This is a genomic window from Bacillus sp. Medicinal_06 (assembly GCF_056711665.1).
This window is the reverse complement of the sequence record NZ_JBWYHD010000002.1, coordinates 619,467-635,127: the sequence shown is the minus strand read 5'-3', so window position 1 is coordinate 635,127 and position 15,661 is coordinate 619,467. Positions and strand designations below refer to the sequence as shown.

The window sequence follows — 15,661 nt, the reverse complement described above, 5'->3', positions numbered from 1 at the left end:
CTTCACAGCCCGTCCCTTTTACAAATAGCCATTTTGCTCGCACCATTCATGAAATTGCCCTACATCTACTCCTACTAAAACGATATCTTTTAATTCTACATCGATTATTTGATCATCAATAACAATAATAAAACTCGTTCCTTCCGTTTTTTCTTTTTGCTTTACAATTCCAATTCGATTTCGGTACGGTCCATCTTTTACATATGCTTTTTGTCCTGTAATATCAAAATTCAAGATTCTCACCTCTTTTACTACGCTCAACTTGAAAATACACTTCCTTTCATTGCACTATTTCTGTATATATATGATGAAAAAGTAAAAGAGTCCTTCCTTTATTACAATTATTTTTTCTTTATTTCATTTTGATAAATTATACGTAAAAATTGTGCAAACAAACACTTGGAAGCGTTTTCTTAACCTTTTTTCATGTTATAATAGAAAAGCAGAACTGCGTAAAGAGGGAGAAAAATGGATATAACAATTATTACAAAAGTAATCGAAGCATTAAAATCATACGGATTTCAAGATGTAACATACTGTGAAGAAACCAAACAATTTTCATTTCATAACCAAACCGATATCATGAGCGGCTATGCAGAAATAACATACAGCAGCCAATTCGAAAAGTTTAACGTGCAAATTCATCCGATTGAAACCCACCATCAAGCAGAGTTACAAGAAGTTGAAAAACACATTCAATCTTGTATCCGAAAAGTCGAGTATTTAAATGCACTTCTTACAGGACAGAAGAAACTAACTGACAAAGTTATTATTATGTAAAAAAAGAACGTGATTATCTCACGTTCTTTTTCATTTTCATTTTCATTATTGTATATTCATCTTCTCTTTCAATTGTAAGCTCGTCACAGCTTCTAATGTATCCATTGCTTCTCCAATTGTCATATCAAAAACTGTCTTATCCTCTATATACGGGAACTGTCTAAAACGTTTTTCAAGCATTTTCACTGCGTCCGCTGAAAATACTGCACTATCTATACCAAATTCTGTTTCAAGAAGAACAATCCAATCTAAAATATGAAATCCTAATCCATTTACAAATGAAATGAGTTTTTCTTCAGGTTGTGAAGATAGAAATACGTAACGTTCCATTTCACTAAAGAGTTCTTCACCTAAAATTTCTGCGAGTTCCTCATCATGTTCACGATTTACGATTTCATCATATCCATAATCATCTACAAGTTCTTCTACTTCTTCCCCGTCCTCACAAAGTAGCTGGCTACGCAGTGCACCTTTTTTGAATTCACTCTTTTGAACAACTTCCAAGAAGCTTGTTTCCCATCCTTGCTCTAAATTCATGTTGATAACTCCTTTATGCTCTCTTTATTTTTAAATATATATTTTGTTTGAAGTTCTCTTTCGCTTTTTGATTACATAGCCTTACATGTTCAGATAAACGAGACGCTTTATATATTTTACCATTCATATAGACATGTGGGTCAATTAAGCGTTCCTTCCCACCTGAGTAACAAATATCATACTCTTGATTATTCTCTTCTAATATTACACTTGGATGTAAAGTAGCCAATACACTCGTTATCTCTTCATCACGACAACATTTCAATTTTTGAAGCAATGCCTCATCATCGCACAAGAAATCTTCAGTATGTATCACATGCTTTTCTAACGCAAGTTGCAAAACTTTTGTTAATACATGATAACTATATGAACCTAATGGATGTAGAAAGAAATCAATTGTTTCTTTGTAATAGACTGTTGTAAACCACTCTGCCGCCTCAATCGTACGAAGGCAGATTTGTTTTTCATGGACAATTAATTGCTTTAAAAATGTAAGGACTTCTTGTTTTGAAATCATTCCATACGTATATAAATCGCGAAGTGTATAATCTATACGATCTGCGCATAGAGCTGGTAGTGGTTGTTCCAATAGCATCCATTGTTCCCAGTTTTGAAGCATTTTAGAATCATATCCATACTTTTTCAAAATGCGTGGGATATCCGATTTTTCAATGACTGTATCAAAAATATGTTCATGATAGTCTTCATCTTTTTTATGTAATACACGATCTACAACGTGTGAAAAAGCAGTATGTGATACATCGTGAAGCAATGCTGCAATTTGTTCCGCTTCTCCTCCGCCCAGCATTTTCACAAGAAGCATAACTCCAATTGAATGCTCATAACGGGTTACATTCCACTCTGGTTTTACAAGAAAGCTCGCTCCAACTTGATGAATTTTTTTCAACCTTTGCATAGCTTCTGATTGTAATAGTTCTTCTAATACACCGTCTATTTCAAAATTACCGTATATAGTATCATAAACCTGCATGATTTATGCGTCTCCTTTATTCATGACGTATGAAATAAACTCCTCCAGTTCTCCTTGAAAAATACTCACTTCTGGTAAATGGTAAAACGTTGTTTGCAGCGGATTGTTTTTATGGTACAAATAGATCTTCTTTTCTAAAGCAATCGCCATACCAAGCTCCGTGTGACTTCCATTTCCACCATCTAATAAAGTGAAACTTTAATTAGTGGGGGTTTTCTTCATCCCCCACTGATTATCAGTCCTCACCAATCGGGCCTTTACGGGCAGTTTATCTCCCACCTAACTTCTTTGCTCCCGCCGAATTTTGAGGTGGGAGTATTACTGCCCTAAAGTAGTGAGATAAAAGTAGAAAAACATCAGCGTTTTGTATCGCTCACTTTTCTGCTTGACCAATCTTCTGTAATTGTGCTCTATTTGTCGCTCTTTCATTTTGAGTCCAATTATATGTATGATGCCACCCCGCCTCTTTCAATTGACTCGCTACAAATTGAACAAGATGTTTATTTTGAAAACCTGATGCAATATAGAAATTCATATGAATTAGCTGCTTATTTATACAAACAGAAGGGAAACTCCTTTTTAGCGCTCACGATAATAATAGAAGAGGAATCTTGTAAAAAAGGCCCCACCTTCAAAACTTATTTTACGTTTAAGTGGTGGGGGGCCTGATGGTCCTCTTTTATTTTTTGTTTTTTATCACTTTCACCGGCTAACATTTCTAACTCAGCCGTTATTTCCGATTTTTGCAAGTTTCGTTCTTGTGAAAATTTCCTTGAAATGTAAACAATAATACTACCAACATACAAAACAAAACATATAATCAGAGCAGTATTTTCAAAGAGACTCAGCTCCAAGACAGTCACTCCTAATCCATTCATATTTTCACGCTCAAAGAACTGGAATTTCCCTATTAAATCTCTGTTATTGTAACATAAATACAGTAATTCTTCGAACCTTTCATTCTACTAAAAAAAGCATGATTTTTTTAGAAATCATGCCTCTGTAATATATTTCATAATGATCTGTACTGCTTCTTTTCCACGATACTTCTTTAATTCTTTTTTATACTTTGCACAATTATAATTTAAATCTTGTATATGTTCCATAAGGGATGTCGCTGTTACATTTTCTTCATATAACACCGATGCATACCCTTGTCTTTCAAACGATTGTGCATTTAAAATTTGATCTCCGCGGCTTGAAGCTTTCGGTAATGGAATTAAAATCATCGGTTTTTGCAATGTTAAAAATTCAAAAATCGCATTTGATCCAGCACGTGAAATGACAAAATCCGTTGCCCCTAATACATCTGGTAATTCTCCGTGTATATATTCAAATTGTCTATACCCTGTCATGCCTTGTAACGTCTCATCTAAATTTCCTTTTCCGCATAAGTGAACAACTTGATAATTTTCAAGAAGCTCTGGCAATGCTTCTCGTACTGTTTCATTGATTTTCTTTGCACCTAGGCTTCCGCCCATAACCGTGATTACCGGTTTTCTAGCATGAAACCCAAGAAATTGTAATCCTGTTTCACGATTTCCACCAACAACCTCTTCCCTCACAGGTGAGCCCGTATAAACCACCTTTTCTTTCGGCAAATGCTGCGCAGCTTCTTCAAACGTAACAAATATTTTCGAAGCAAAGCGAAGTGCAATTTTATTCGCTAGTCCTGGTGTCATATCAGACTCATGTAATAAAACTGGAACACGATTTAACCATCCACCAATTACTACTGGTACAGATACAAAACCACCCTTTGAGAAAATAACATCCGGTTTTAATTTTCGTATTCGCACATAAGCATCCATGACACCCTTCAGAACAAGAAAAGGATCTTTTATATTTTTCAAATCAAAATAACGGCGCAACTTTCCGCTCGCTATACCATAGTACGGAATTCCCTCGTTCTCAATAATCGTTTTTTCAATCCCTTGATAAGAACCAATATAAGAAATATCCCAATCCTTTTCTTTCAGATGTGGAATAATTGCTAAATTAGGTGTCACATGTCCAGCCGAACCACCGCCTGTAAAGACTATTCTTTTCATTTGTCTCCCCCTTCTACACTATAGTACACTAAAATATCGTGCTTCGGGGTGAGCAAATACCATTGCCGTTACAGATGCTTCTGGCTCCATCATAAATCCTTCTGTTAGTGAGATTCCAATTTCTTCTGGTTGAATTAAGCGAAATAGTTTTTCTTGATCAGCAAGCTCTGGACAAGCTGGATAACCAAAAGAAACACGAATCCCTTGATATTTCGTACGGAATCGTTCTTCCATCGTCATCTCCGGTGAATCTGGAATTCCAAAACGATCACGAATTAACATATGTGTCTTTTCAGCAAGACCTTCTGCCAATTCTAATGCCAATGATTGGATAGCATGACTACGTAAATAATCCCCTTTCTCCTTCCATTCTTCCGCAATATCACGAACACCTTGCCCAACTGTAACAGATAAAAAGGCGACATAATCCATTTTATCTCCGACCGGTCTTAAATAATCTCCTAATGTACGGTACGGTGCTTTCCCTTGTCTTGGGAATGAGAAACGCTCTAGTACACGTGTGTGATCTTCTGGGTCATAAATAATAATTGTTTGTCCATCACTTTGAGCAGGAAAAAATTGATAAACAGCTTTTGGACGCAGCCAAGATTGACCTTCCCCCAGTAGTTCATCAATTAAATTATTTAATTCATGCGCCCGTTTATCTCCTTCCCTAAGCAATTTTTTCACATTTCCTTTTAAACCAAGATGATGCCCAATTAACATTTGTCTATTTAAAAATGGCGCAAGATGTGAAACTGGGATATCACGAAGTACGACCCGCTTTGTTGAATCTGGTATCATAACCTCCGCTGGTGCCAATGGTTCGATTACAACTGGCAGTTCCGCTTTTTTCTCCTCTTGTTTCACAACAACATGAAGATGATGATTCTTTTTTTCCTGCTTCAATTTTTCCCGTTCTTCTTCTTTTTGTAATCGATTGATAAGGTCCAGTCCGGTCATCGCATCGCTTGCATATAACACAAGTCCATTATAAGAAGGTGAAATACGGTTATCGGTAAACTTTCTTGTCAATGCTGCACCACCTACAACAATTGGAATATTAATATTTGCCGCTTGTAAATCTTCAGCAGTTGCTACCATTTGTTGTGCCGATTTTACTAATAATCCGGAGAGCCCAATAATATCTGGTTTCTTTTCTTTTACCTCTTGAACAATGCGATCAGAGCGGACATTGATTCCTAAATTGACAATATCATAGCCATTATTAGATAAAATAATTTCTACCAAGTTTTTGCCAATATCATGTACATCACCCTTTACAGTTGCTAGTAATACTTTTCCTTTTTTCGCACTATCACTAGATTCCATATAAGGCTCTAAATATGCTACAGCTGCTTTCATACTTTCTGCACTTTGCAGGACTTCAGCAACAATAAGCTCATTGTTATTAAATAAACGACCTACTTCGTCCATCCCTGTCATAAGCGGACCGTTAATAATATCAAGTGGCTTTCTTCCTTCTGTAAGCGCGAGACTTAAATCTTCTTGTAATCCTTGCTTTGTTCCTTCTATAATGTAATTTGCTAACCTTTCATCAAGTGTTAATATTTCTTGTATGACCGCTTCTTTTTTCTTCGCAACCCGATAAAAGTTTGTAAATTCTTCTAGTGTTTCTTTCGTTGTTTCGAATAATAGTGCATCTGCGAGTCCCTTTTCCTCTTCTGGAATGGATGCATAGCGTTCTAGTTTTTCAGTATTCACAATCGCATAATCAAGTCCAGCCTTTGTTGCATGATATAAAAAAACTGAGTTTAGCACTTCTCGACCAGCTGGTGGTAAGCCAAACGATATATTACTTACACCTAAAATCGTTAAACATTCTGGCAGTGCTTCTTTAATAAGACGAATTCCTTCAATCGTTGCTGCTGCAGATCCAATATATTCTTCATCACCAGTTCCTACTGGGAAAACGAGCGCATCGAAAATAATATCCGATGGACGTATACCGTATTTCTTCGTTAATAACTCGTAACTTCTTTTTGCGATTTCTAACTTTCTTTCTGCATTAACTGCCATGCCCTCTTCATCAATTGTCCCAACTACAATTGCCGCACCATATTTCCGGAGAAGCGGCGTCACTTTCTCAAATCGCTCTTCTCCGTTTTCTAAATTAATAGAGTTAATGACACCCTTCCCTTGTATGTACGTGAGAGCTTTCGCCATTACATTCTCATCCGTTGAATCTATCATAATGGGAACTTTTAATACTTTCGTTACTTCTGCCAAAAATCCCCCCATATCTTCCACTTCGTCACGATCTGGATCCGCCATACAAATATCAATAATGTGAGCATTTTTCTTCACTTGCGCCCTTGCAATCTCAGCAGCCTCTTCAAAATTCCCTTCAGCAATTAATCGTTTAAACTTTCTTGACCCAATAACATTTGTTCTCTCACCAACGAATAACGGCCTCATAGAATCATCATATTGCAATGCTTCTAAACCACTAATCCCATGACCTTCTCGCTCATGATTTTCACGTGGCTTGAGAGACTCAAGTGAAGCTTTTATCGCTCGTATATGATCAGGTGTCGTCCCGCAGCAACCACCGATAATATTAATCCAGCCTTCTTCAGCAAACTGCTTCACCTTTTCTGCAAGTGAAGTTGGTGACTCATGATAATGTCCATCCTCGTCTGGAAGACCGGCATTTGGATAACAAGAAGTATAACACTCTGAGAGATCCGACAAAGAACGAATATGTTCTCGCATAAATTCTGGCCCTGTCGCACAGTTTAATCCGACAGATAATGGTTTCATATGCTCAACTGATAAATAAAACGCCTCGATTGTTTGCCCCGCTAACGTTGTCCCCATCGGCTCAATCGTTCCTGAAATCATAAGCGGAACCGTACGATTCGCTTCCATAAATGCTTGCTGAATTCCTAAATACGCCGCTTTCACGTTACGCATATCTTGGCTCGTCTCTACAAGCAATACATCAACGCCACCCCGTAATAATCCACGCGCTTGTCTAGTATAAGCTTCAATTAATTCTTCAAATGTTACACCACCTGTTACACTAATCGCTTTTGTCGTTGGCCCCATCGCACCTGCTACATATACTTCTTTACAGCTCTCACTTACAGCTTGTTTTGCTAAAAACGCCGCCCGTTCATTTAACTCTTCATCTAAATGAGCTAGCTCATAATCATGTAATACGATATTCGTAGCACCAAACGTATTTGTTTCAATAATATCCGCACCAGCTTCAATATAAGCTTTATGGATACCTAAAATAACATCTGGTCTTGTTTTTACTAAGTATTCATTACAACCTTCATATTCTTCTCCACCAAAATCTTCTGCGGTTAAATCCTCCTGCTGAATCATCGTCCCCATCGCACCATCTAATATTAAAATATCATGTTTTAATCTCTCTTCTATCGGTCTCATCAGTTGATTCCCTCTTTCGCTTCTTGCTTTTCTTTCACATACTTAACGAGATTCTCTGTAATTTCATATTTTAAAAATGGTGTAATGAGATAAATACCGTTAAAGTATTTCATCGCAGCATCAATTAACTCTTGTGAAATGCGAATCCCTTCTTCAATTGCCAATTCTTGCGTATCATGTCCATCCATTCGTTGTCTTACTTCTTCAGGTAGTGTAATGCCTGGCACCTCAAAATGGAGAAAGTCAGCATTTCGCTTACTTACTAAAGGCATAATCCCAATAAAAATCGGCTGTTCTAAGTGATTTGTCGCCTCGTATACTTCTTCAATTAAATCTACATCGTAAATAGGCTGTGTTAAGAAATACTCTGCACCAGCTGCAACTTTTCTCTCCATCCTCTTCACCGCTGCTTTTAAATGCCTCACATGCGGGTTAAAAGCTCCTCCAACAGAGAATCTTGTCGCAGAACCAATCGATTTCCCTAAAATAGAACGTCCAACATTCATTTCCTTAATCATTTTAATTAATTCAATAGAAGATAAATCATATACAGACGTCGCTCCTGGAAAATCACCAACACGAGCTGGATCACCTGTTAAAGCTAACACTTCTTCCATTCCTAAAGCTGATAAACCAAGTAAATGGGATTGTAAGCCAATCACATTATGGTCACGGCACGTTAAATGCGTCAGCACTGGAATATCGTGCTTCGTTAATAATGCCCCCATTGCCATATTTGAAATGCGCGGAGATGCTAACGAGTTATCTGCTAATGTAATCGCATCTGCTCCCGCTCTTTTCAATGCCCTTGCCCCTTCAAAAAAACGTTGCGTATCCAATGTTTTTGGGGGATCTAGTTCAACAACAACTGTTGTTTGCTTCTTCGCTTTTTCCGCAAGAGTAACATGGGTGCTAGCACGTTTTGTTTGCATAGGAACCACTTGTTGTCTTGGAGCGATTTGTTTTTCTGTAACAGGCGTTACATTCGCAATCGCACGCTTCATCGCTTCAATATGTGCTGGCGTTGTACCACAACATCCCCCTAACAAACGAATACCTTGTTCAATAAATTTCGGTGTCATCTCTTCAAAATAAGCAGGACTTCCTTCATATACGTAACGTCCTTCTACATAGTTTGGAAGGCCTGCATTTGGATAAGCTGACAAATAACCATTTTTCGGAATCGATATCATTTTAAAAGCTTCCGTCATATGAAGCGGTCCTAACTGACAGTTTAAACCGACTACATTTGCACCGTAATCTAAAAGCTGTTTTAATATTTCATTTACATCATTCCCATTTTGAGTTGTGCCTGCTTCATGAAGAGCTAACTGTGCAATAATTGGAATATCTGTTTGTTTTCGCAGTACTTTCACCGCATGTAGCAATTCGAATTCATCATAAAATGTTTCTAATAATAATCCATCAATCTTTTCTTCTAATAATGCCTCGGCCTGCTCAAGTAACATAAATTCCCGTTCCATATCAGTCGTTGTAACGGCTCCAATATGCTTCATACCACCAATCGTCCCTAAAATAGCATTCTTGTCTGTCACGGCTGCTTTTGCAAGCTTTACTGCTGCTTTATTAATTTTGGTAACCTGATTTTCTAAACCATACATGCGCAATTTTGCTTCATTTGCACCATATGTATTTGTTTGAATAATATCTGCACCGGCAGCTACATATTGTTTATGAATAGATATAATTAAATCTGGATCTGATAGATTTAATTCTTCAAAACTACTTTGCAAACCATGAGAATGTAATAATGTACCAACTGCTCCATCACCGATAATAATTCCTTTTGATAATAAATCTAGAATTTTCACTTGTCTCCCTCTTTTCTATCAATATAAAAACCCCCTCTTCACCTTGAAGAGGGGGACATCATCAATCCTCCTCTTATCATGCAAAACAAATTGTTCTGCAGGTATTAGCACCGTTTCAAACATTTCGTTTGAAGGTTGCCGGGTTTCATAGGGCCTTTCCCTCCACCGCTCTCAATAAGAGTTTATCTTAATTATTAATTTATTTTTTAAAAGGAAATACGTGTACCTTTTAACAATCTTTATTAATTTTCTAATAAACTTATCATGGGACAAACTAAAAGTCAATGAAATTAGCAGGAAGATAAAAAATATTTAAAATAAAGTTGCAATTCAATTATCTTTTGTTGTAAAGTTAAAATCATAATAAAATTTCATACAAATTATTCTTATCTAGAGAGGTAGAGGGACTGGCCCTATGACACCTCAGCAACCATTAACATGTTCGTTAATAAGGTGCTAATTCCAGCAAATTGTGAAAAGATTTGACAGATAAGGAGAAGACTATATTCGCATGAAAGCCTTCTTCTTAGAAGGCTTTTTTTATTTTTTATTTTTTATCAAGGAGGAATTTAACATGTCAACAATCGAAACAAAACTAGCTCAAATCGGGAATCGAAGCGAAACGACTACAGGAACGGTTAATCCCCCTGTTTACTTTTCAACAGCTTATCGTCATGAAGGAATCGGAAAATCAACAGGTTTCGACTATTCACGAACTGGAAACCCAACACGCGGCCTTTTAGAACGCGCAATTGCTGATTTAGAAGAAGCGGAACAAGGATATGCCTGTAGTTCGGGAATGGCAGCGATTCTTCTTGTTCTGTCTTTATTCCGGTCTGGAGATGAACTTATCGTATCAGAAGACTTATATGGGGGAACCTATCGTTTATTTTCAGAACATGAAGAAAAATGGAATATTCGATGTAGATACGTAAATACACAATCTATAAAACAAATAGAACAAGCCATTACTTCTCAAACGAAAGCTATTTTTATAGAAACTCCAACCAATCCATTAATGCAAGTTACTGATATCGCAGCTGTCGCAACTGTTGCCAAACGGCACGGAGTCCTTCTTATTGTAGATAATACATTCTACACTCCCTATATACAACAACCATTAACAGAAGGAGCAGACATTGTTCTTCATAGCGCCACAAAATATTTAGGTGGTCATAATGATGTATTAAGCGGACTTGTCGTTGCAAAAGGCCAAGCGCTTTGTGAAGAACTTGCCCACTATCACAACGCTTCTGGTGCTGTATTAAGTCCATTTGATTCATGGTTATTAATTCGCGGGATGAAAACATTAGCTCTTCGTATGAAACAGCATGAAGAAAATGCAAAGAACATCGTTTCTTATTTAAACGCGGAAGATGGTGTAACCGATGTTTTTTATCCGGGAAGAGGTGGCATGATTTCATTTCGTCTTCGCGATGAAAAATGGATAAATCCTTTCTTACAATCTTTATCTTTAATTACCTTTGCAGAAAGCCTTGGCGGAGTTGAAAGTTTAATGACATATCCAGCAACACAAACACATGCAGATATTCCAGAAGAAGTTCGTACAGCACGCGGCGTATGTAATCGTCTCCTCCGCTTCTCTGTTGGTATTGAAAATGGTGATGATTTAATTCAAGACTTAAAGCAGGCTATTAAACATGTAAAAGAAGGTGTGAGAATATGAGTTATTCTTTAGATACACTCTTACTTCATAACCACTATAAACATGATTCACAAACAGGCGCGGTTAACGTCCCCATCTATAATACATCAACATTTCATCAATTTGATGTAGATACATTTGGTAAATACGACTATAGTCGCTCTGGAAATCCAACACGTGAAGCACTTGAGGACATAATTGCTTTATTAGAAGGAGGAACAAAAGGGTTTGCCTTTGCATCTGGAATTGCAGCGATTTCTACTGCCTTCCTCCTTCTCTCACAAGGCGATCATGTTCTCATTTCAGAAGATGTATATGGAGGAACGTATCGTATTGTAACAGAAGTCCTCTCTCGTTACGGGGTTTCACATACATTTGTTGACATGACAAATTTAGAAGAAGTAAAACAAAATATTAGACAAAATACAAAAGTCTTTTACGTTGAAACGCCATCCAATCCATTATTAAAAGTAACCAACATTCGTGCCATTTGCGAATTAGCAAAATCTGCCGGAGCACTTACATTTGTTGATAACACATTTTTAACACCATTATTCCAAAAGCCACTTGAACTCGGAGCTGATGTTGTGCTTCATAGCGCAACAAAATTCATTGCTGGTCACAGTGATGTTACAGCCGGATTAGCGGTTGTAACAGATGAGGAACTCGCTCAAAAACTTGGTTTCTTGCAAAATGCATTTGGTGCTATATTAGGACCGCAAGATTGTTCTCTCGTTCTTCGCGGTCTGAAAACATTGCACGTACGCCTCGAACACTCAGCAAGAAATACGAATAAAATTGCTCATTATTTACAAAAACACTCAAAGATTCAAAATGTGTATTACCCTGGATTACAATCACACTCTGGCTATGACATACAACAAGAACAAGCCCAATCTGCCGGTGCTGTTTTATCTTTCACGCTTCAATCCGAAGATGCTTTGCGACAATTTTTATCTCAAGTTAAACTTCCTGTCTTTGCAGTAAGTTTAGGAGCTGTAGAATCCATCCTTTCTTACCCTGCAAAAATGTCACATGCAGCACTATCACAAGAAGCACGTAATGAAAGAGGTATTTCTAATTCATTGCTCCGTTTATCAGTTGGCCTTGAAAATGTAGATGATTTAATTGCTGATTTTGAAAATGCACTTTCTTATGTCGAAGAACCTGTGAATGCATAATGATCATCTTAAATGAAATAAAATATAAACAGAACCTAATTTTTAGGTTCTGTTTATATTTCTATTTGCATCGTGTCATATGCAAACATAATATTGAGTCCATTTTTCTGAAGGTCCATTGCAATTTCACTTTAACTGTTATGATTTGTGAAATACGTTTCACCCCCTTGTTTTTTGATTTTCAACATGTTATCCCTTCTTTCCATCCAAAATCTCTATTCTATATAAGAGTACAAAACCCTTTTTCTTATTATTTTAAAAATTTTGTATATTTATTTGAAAGAACAAAAAAATCATGATAAAATCGTGTTATAAATGTATCTGTATCTTCAAACATATAGTAATTTTTATCAAAAAATCCCTTGTTACAAAACGTACAAATTTTGCGAAGTTATTTACATCATGTTCTCTTTTCTTACAATTTCTTTACTTTAGAACATTTTTTCTGCAACAACTATTTTCTTTTCTTTAGATTTTTGGTATTTATAGTATGGGTATAACAGCTCGCATGGAGGTGGAAAAAACATGTTAGAAACCTTTCAAAAGGAATTAGAACTGTACGAAAATAATGCAGAATTATTGAAAGTCCTTGCTCATCCTGTTCGTTTATGTATTGTAAAGGGATTAATCGAACGCGGTCCAAGCAATGTTTCGACAATGTACACAGGCTTAAATATGCCACAATCCACAATTTCACAGCATTTAGCAAAATTAAAAAGCGCTAAAATTGTTTCTAGTGAAAGAAAAGGATTAGAAATTTACTACAAAGTAGAAAATGAAACAATCATTCAACTTGTTCGTGTATTACTAGGTTAGGGGTAACTAAGCAGAAAAGGGCGTATTCTATATTTTCTATCTCATATCTTTAATATAAATATATATCATGAGAGAAAATATACAATACTACATATCCTAAAGTCGTATCAAACAAACAAGACGCAGAACTATTCTGTGTCTTGTTTGTTTCTACATATGTAAATACTTCTTTACATCAAAATGTGATATTCCTTTTTTTTGCATAACAACATCAAAAGCATCGCTCATCCCTCCATGTAAAATCATAGAACGAATCGCTCTGTTTTGTTTCTGTTTCTCAGAAAAAGGATCGGAATCTTGATGACTAGCAAGTTGTTCTAATATACCTGCTGCAAGTAAGAACTCCCTCTGTTTTGTATGCCACACCGTATGTAAAGCATTCTCTTCTCCTATTTCCTTCAATTCATCCCAATGAATATGTGTTGTTATATCCATTTCACCTGGATACTCGAGCGGGTTTCGAATAAGCCTATGGTTATAATACCCTCTTAGACTCCCTTCATGGTGCGCAGGGTGCATCCACTCCGCCATTGTATATCCATAATCTACCGTGATGAATAAGCCTTTCTTAAGCCATCTAGCAATTTCTTGCACATAGTTTTCCATTGCTATTGGTACTTCAAATCGCTGCCTTTCAAAAAGCTGAATATGACGTCTCCGGAGGTAACTACTTATTCTTCCTTCTATCGGTCTTAATACTTCAGCAAGCCTTCCTTCATCTGTATACGTAATCCGTACTTCATACAAATGACCATCTCGCCTCTCAACCACTTTAACAGGAAATGCATCAAACAATTCATTTGAAAAAACAACTCCTGTAAAAGACTCACCTAACTTCTCATAAGATTTATACAGCGAAACATTTTGAAATGAACCCAGTTGACGTTTTTGTAACTTTCTATGGAAAGGACTCACTTCAATAATAGAATACTGTAAATCTGCAAAAGTCTCCGGAGAGAACTGCTTCCATTCTTGTAAAACGGCATAGGCAAATCTTCCTGTTCCCCCACCAATTTCACAGATATTTGGAGGGATTTCTCCATTTTGGGCAAGACGAATAAAAAAACGTGCGAATGTCTTTGCAAATACAGAAGAAATATTACTACTTGTAAAAAAGTCACCATTCCTTCCAATCTTCTCACGTTCTTTCATATAGTATCCATACTCCTCATTATATAGCGCAAGGTTCATGTATGTACTATATGAAATCGAATAATCCTTTTCTTTCTCCATCCATTTTCTTAAAACGAACTCCATCCCCATAAGGCTCCTTATTGTAAAAATGGATTATTTTCTTTTTCGAAACCAATATTTGTTTCCGGTCCATGTCCGCATAATACTGCTGTTTCATCTGGCAGTATAAATAATTTTCCTTCAATACTTCCAATTAATTCTGCAAAACTTCCTCCCGGTAAATCTGTTCGACCAATACTCATTTGGAATAATACATCTCCTGAAAATACAGCATTTGCCGCTTTACAGTAATATGAGATACTGCCTGGAGAATGTCCTGGTGTCTCAAACATTTCAAATGTAAAGGACCCAATTGTTAACATTCCTTCTCCTTCAATTATTTGATCAGCTGGTTTCGCTGTAATACTTCGATTCATCATAAAGATTTGCGAACCATTGATATTCCCATCACCTAGCCAATCCGCTTCCTCTTTATGTACATACACCGGAATATGAAAAGCATCTCTCACAGTATCAACTGCACCAATATGATCGAAATGAGCATGTGTTAATAAAACCGCTAATGGTTTTAATTGTTCTTCTTGCAAATACGTTACAAGCTTCTCTCCTTCACTACCTGGATCAAAAATAATACATTCTTTTTGATCATTGCTTAAAATATATGCATTTGTTTGTAATGGCCCTAACGGCATTTGTATCCATTTCATGTTTAAATCTCCTCCAGTTGTTGAACTTACTTTTATGATACAACATTTCTTTCCCTTAGGAAAAGAAACGATGCTATCTCGACAATCATTTCTAAAACATGTACAATAAAAAAGAAGAAATATTGCAAAAACTCAAACGAAAGAATGAGAGAGCAGAGGGGGATCATATATGGGTCTTGTTATCATTTTTGCGTTAGTCACTCTGTTAGCTGTATTCGCAACCCTTAGAACATTACGTGAAAAAAATCTACTTGCGGGCGGCTTTGCTATTGCAACCGTACTTGTTTTCGGATGGTTTACAATTATGACTGTCCTTAATAGCGGGTACCCACCTGCTGCTTAATTCACTTACAGTTCTATTCTTCATCAAGATTTTGCATAAAGTGAAACTTTAATCAGTGGGGGTTTTCTTCATCCCCCACTGATTATTAGTTGAACCAATCGAGCCGTTACGGGCAGTTTATCTCCCACCTAACTTCTTTGCTC

General features: G+C 36.7%; 14 protein-coding genes, 1 pseudogene and 2 riboswitches. Of the genes and pseudogenes, 5 read left to right on the top strand and 10 right to left on the bottom strand.

All coding sequences use genetic code 11. From position 1 onward, the window contains the following. Positions 1 to 18: 18 nt before the first annotated feature. Positions 19 to 234: a DUF3912 family protein gene (locus AC1M36_RS06875; RefSeq protein WP_241814771.1), complete on the bottom strand. Its 216-nt coding sequence runs from the start codon at positions 232 to 234 to the stop codon at positions 19 to 21. A 234-nt stretch (positions 235 to 468) separates the two neighbouring features. Between AC1M36_RS06875 and AC1M36_RS06870 the strand changes: the two genes are divergently transcribed. Continuing rightward, a complete protein-coding gene (locus AC1M36_RS06870) occupies positions 469 to 780 on the top strand; it encodes a hypothetical protein (protein ID WP_174099012.1) in 312 nt (103 codons plus the stop codon). 45 nt (positions 781 to 825) lie between these two features. Here the strand turns inward: AC1M36_RS06870 and AC1M36_RS06865 are convergent, their stop codons facing one another. From AC1M36_RS06865 to AC1M36_RS06835, 7 genes and pseudogenes are all read right to left on the bottom strand, one after another. Next, positions 826 to 1,317, bottom strand: coding sequence for a hypothetical protein (locus AC1M36_RS06865; protein ID WP_336450090.1), 492 nt, complete (start codon positions 1,315 to 1,317; stop codon positions 826 to 828). 13 nt (positions 1,318 to 1,330) lie between these two features. Next, entirely contained in the window at positions 1,331 to 2,308 is a 978-nt protein-coding gene (locus AC1M36_RS06860) for an HD domain-containing protein (protein ID WP_336450091.1), read from the bottom strand. 3 nt (positions 2,309 to 2,311) lie between these two features. Further along, a pseudogene (locus AC1M36_RS06855) lies at positions 2,312 to 2,843 on the bottom strand (group-specific protein). A gap of 103 nt (positions 2,844 to 2,946) precedes the next feature. Further along, positions 2,947 to 3,186 (bottom strand): DUF3966 domain-containing protein, encoded by a 240-nt coding sequence (locus AC1M36_RS06850; RefSeq protein WP_336450092.1) that lies wholly within the window; start codon positions 3,184 to 3,186, stop codon positions 2,947 to 2,949. Between the two features lie 114 nt (positions 3,187 to 3,300). Continuing rightward, the gene (locus tag AC1M36_RS06845; protein WP_336450093.1) at positions 3,301 to 4,359 is read right to left on the bottom strand and encodes an undecaprenyldiphospho-muramoylpentapeptide beta-N-acetylglucosaminyltransferase; all 1,059 of its coding nucleotides are present in this window, start codon (positions 4,357 to 4,359) and stop codon (positions 3,301 to 3,303) included. A gap of 18 nt (positions 4,360 to 4,377) precedes the next feature. Continuing rightward, positions 4,378 to 7,779, bottom strand: a complete 3,402-nt coding sequence (gene metH, locus AC1M36_RS06840) for a methionine synthase (protein ID WP_336450094.1) — start codon at positions 7,777 to 7,779, stop codon at positions 4,378 to 4,380. Next, positions 7,779 to 9,611, bottom strand: coding sequence for a bifunctional homocysteine S-methyltransferase/methylenetetrahydrofolate reductase (locus AC1M36_RS06835; RefSeq protein ID WP_336450095.1), 1,833 nt, complete (start codon positions 9,609 to 9,611; stop codon positions 7,779 to 7,781). The genes metH and AC1M36_RS06835 overlap by 1 nt, the downstream gene beginning before the upstream one ends. 70 nt (positions 9,612 to 9,681) lie before the next feature. Then, a riboswitch (SAM riboswitch) is annotated at positions 9,682 to 9,792 on the bottom strand. Between the two features lie 202 nt (positions 9,793 to 9,994). Beyond that, positions 9,995 to 10,107: riboswitch (SAM riboswitch) on the top strand. Positions 10,108 to 10,185: 78 nt separating this feature from the next. Here AC1M36_RS06835 and AC1M36_RS06830 point away from each other — a divergent pair. From AC1M36_RS06830 to AC1M36_RS06820, 3 genes are all read left to right on the top strand, one after another. Beyond that, entirely contained in the window at positions 10,186 to 11,298 is a 1,113-nt protein-coding gene (locus AC1M36_RS06830) for a methionine biosynthesis PLP-dependent protein (RefSeq protein ID WP_336450096.1), read from the top strand. Beyond that, positions 11,295 to 12,458 (top strand): cystathionine beta-lyase, encoded by a 1,164-nt coding sequence (gene metC / locus AC1M36_RS06825; protein WP_336450097.1) that lies wholly within the window; start codon positions 11,295 to 11,297, stop codon positions 12,456 to 12,458. Before AC1M36_RS06830 ends, metC begins: the two co-directional genes overlap by 4 nt. 525 nt (positions 12,459 to 12,983) lie before the next feature. Then, complete coding sequence (locus AC1M36_RS06820) at positions 12,984 to 13,274, top strand: ArsR/SmtB family transcription factor (RefSeq protein ID WP_000894376.1); 291 nt, start codon at positions 12,984 to 12,986, stop codon at positions 13,272 to 13,274. A gap of 150 nt (positions 13,275 to 13,424) precedes the next feature. Here the strand turns inward: AC1M36_RS06820 and AC1M36_RS06815 are convergent, their stop codons facing one another. Then, positions 13,425 to 14,537, bottom strand: coding sequence for a class I SAM-dependent methyltransferase (locus tag AC1M36_RS06815; protein ID WP_336450098.1), 1,113 nt, complete (start codon positions 14,535 to 14,537; stop codon positions 13,425 to 13,427). Positions 14,538 to 14,545: 8 nt separating this feature from the next. Further along, on the bottom strand, positions 14,546 to 15,175 hold the full coding sequence (locus tag AC1M36_RS06810; RefSeq protein WP_336450099.1) for an MBL fold metallo-hydrolase: 630 nt from the start codon (positions 15,173 to 15,175) through the stop codon (positions 14,546 to 14,548). A 169-nt stretch (positions 15,176 to 15,344) separates the two neighbouring features. On the opposite strand from AC1M36_RS06810, the gene AC1M36_RS06805 reads away from it, so the two are divergent. Continuing rightward, positions 15,345 to 15,518: a DUF2759 domain-containing protein gene (locus AC1M36_RS06805; RefSeq protein WP_336450100.1), complete on the top strand. Its 174-nt coding sequence runs from the start codon at positions 15,345 to 15,347 to the stop codon at positions 15,516 to 15,518. Positions 15,519 to 15,661: the final 143 nt, after the last annotated feature.

Bases quoted from the DNA above. Each gene is read 5' to 3' on its own strand.
- AC1M36_RS06870 (WP_174099012.1), top strand. From the start codon at position 469: ATGGATATAACAATTATTACAAAAGTAATCGAAGCATTAAAATCATAC.
- AC1M36_RS06865 (WP_336450090.1), bottom strand. From the start codon at position 1,317: ATGAATTTAGAGCAAGGATGGGAAACAAGCTTCTTGGAAGTTGTTCAA.
- AC1M36_RS06860 (WP_336450091.1), bottom strand. From the start codon at position 2,308: ATGCAGGTTTATGATACTATATACGGTAATTTTGAAATAGACGGTGTA.
- AC1M36_RS06850 (WP_336450092.1), bottom strand. From the start codon at position 3,186: ATGAATGGATTAGGAGTGACTGTCTTGGAGCTGAGTCTCTTTGAAAAT.
- AC1M36_RS06845 (WP_336450093.1), bottom strand. From the start codon at position 4,359: ATGAAAAGAATAGTCTTTACAGGCGGTGGTTCGGCTGGACATGTGACA.
- metH (WP_336450094.1), bottom strand. From the start codon at position 7,779: ATGAGACCGATAGAAGAGAGATTAAAACATGATATTTTAATATTAGAT.
- AC1M36_RS06830 (WP_336450096.1), top strand. From the start codon at position 10,186: ATGTCAACAATCGAAACAAAACTAGCTCAAATCGGGAATCGAAGCGAA.
- metC (WP_336450097.1), top strand. From the start codon at position 11,295: ATGAGTTATTCTTTAGATACACTCTTACTTCATAACCACTATAAACAT.
- AC1M36_RS06820 (WP_000894376.1), top strand. From the start codon at position 12,984: ATGTTAGAAACCTTTCAAAAGGAATTAGAACTGTACGAAAATAATGCA.
- AC1M36_RS06815 (WP_336450098.1), bottom strand. From the start codon at position 14,537: ATGGGGATGGAGTTCGTTTTAAGAAAATGGATGGAGAAAGAAAAGGAT.
- AC1M36_RS06810 (WP_336450099.1), bottom strand. From the start codon at position 15,175: ATGAAATGGATACAAATGCCGTTAGGGCCATTACAAACAAATGCATAT.
- AC1M36_RS06805 (WP_336450100.1), top strand. From the start codon at position 15,345: ATGGGTCTTGTTATCATTTTTGCGTTAGTCACTCTGTTAGCTGTATTC.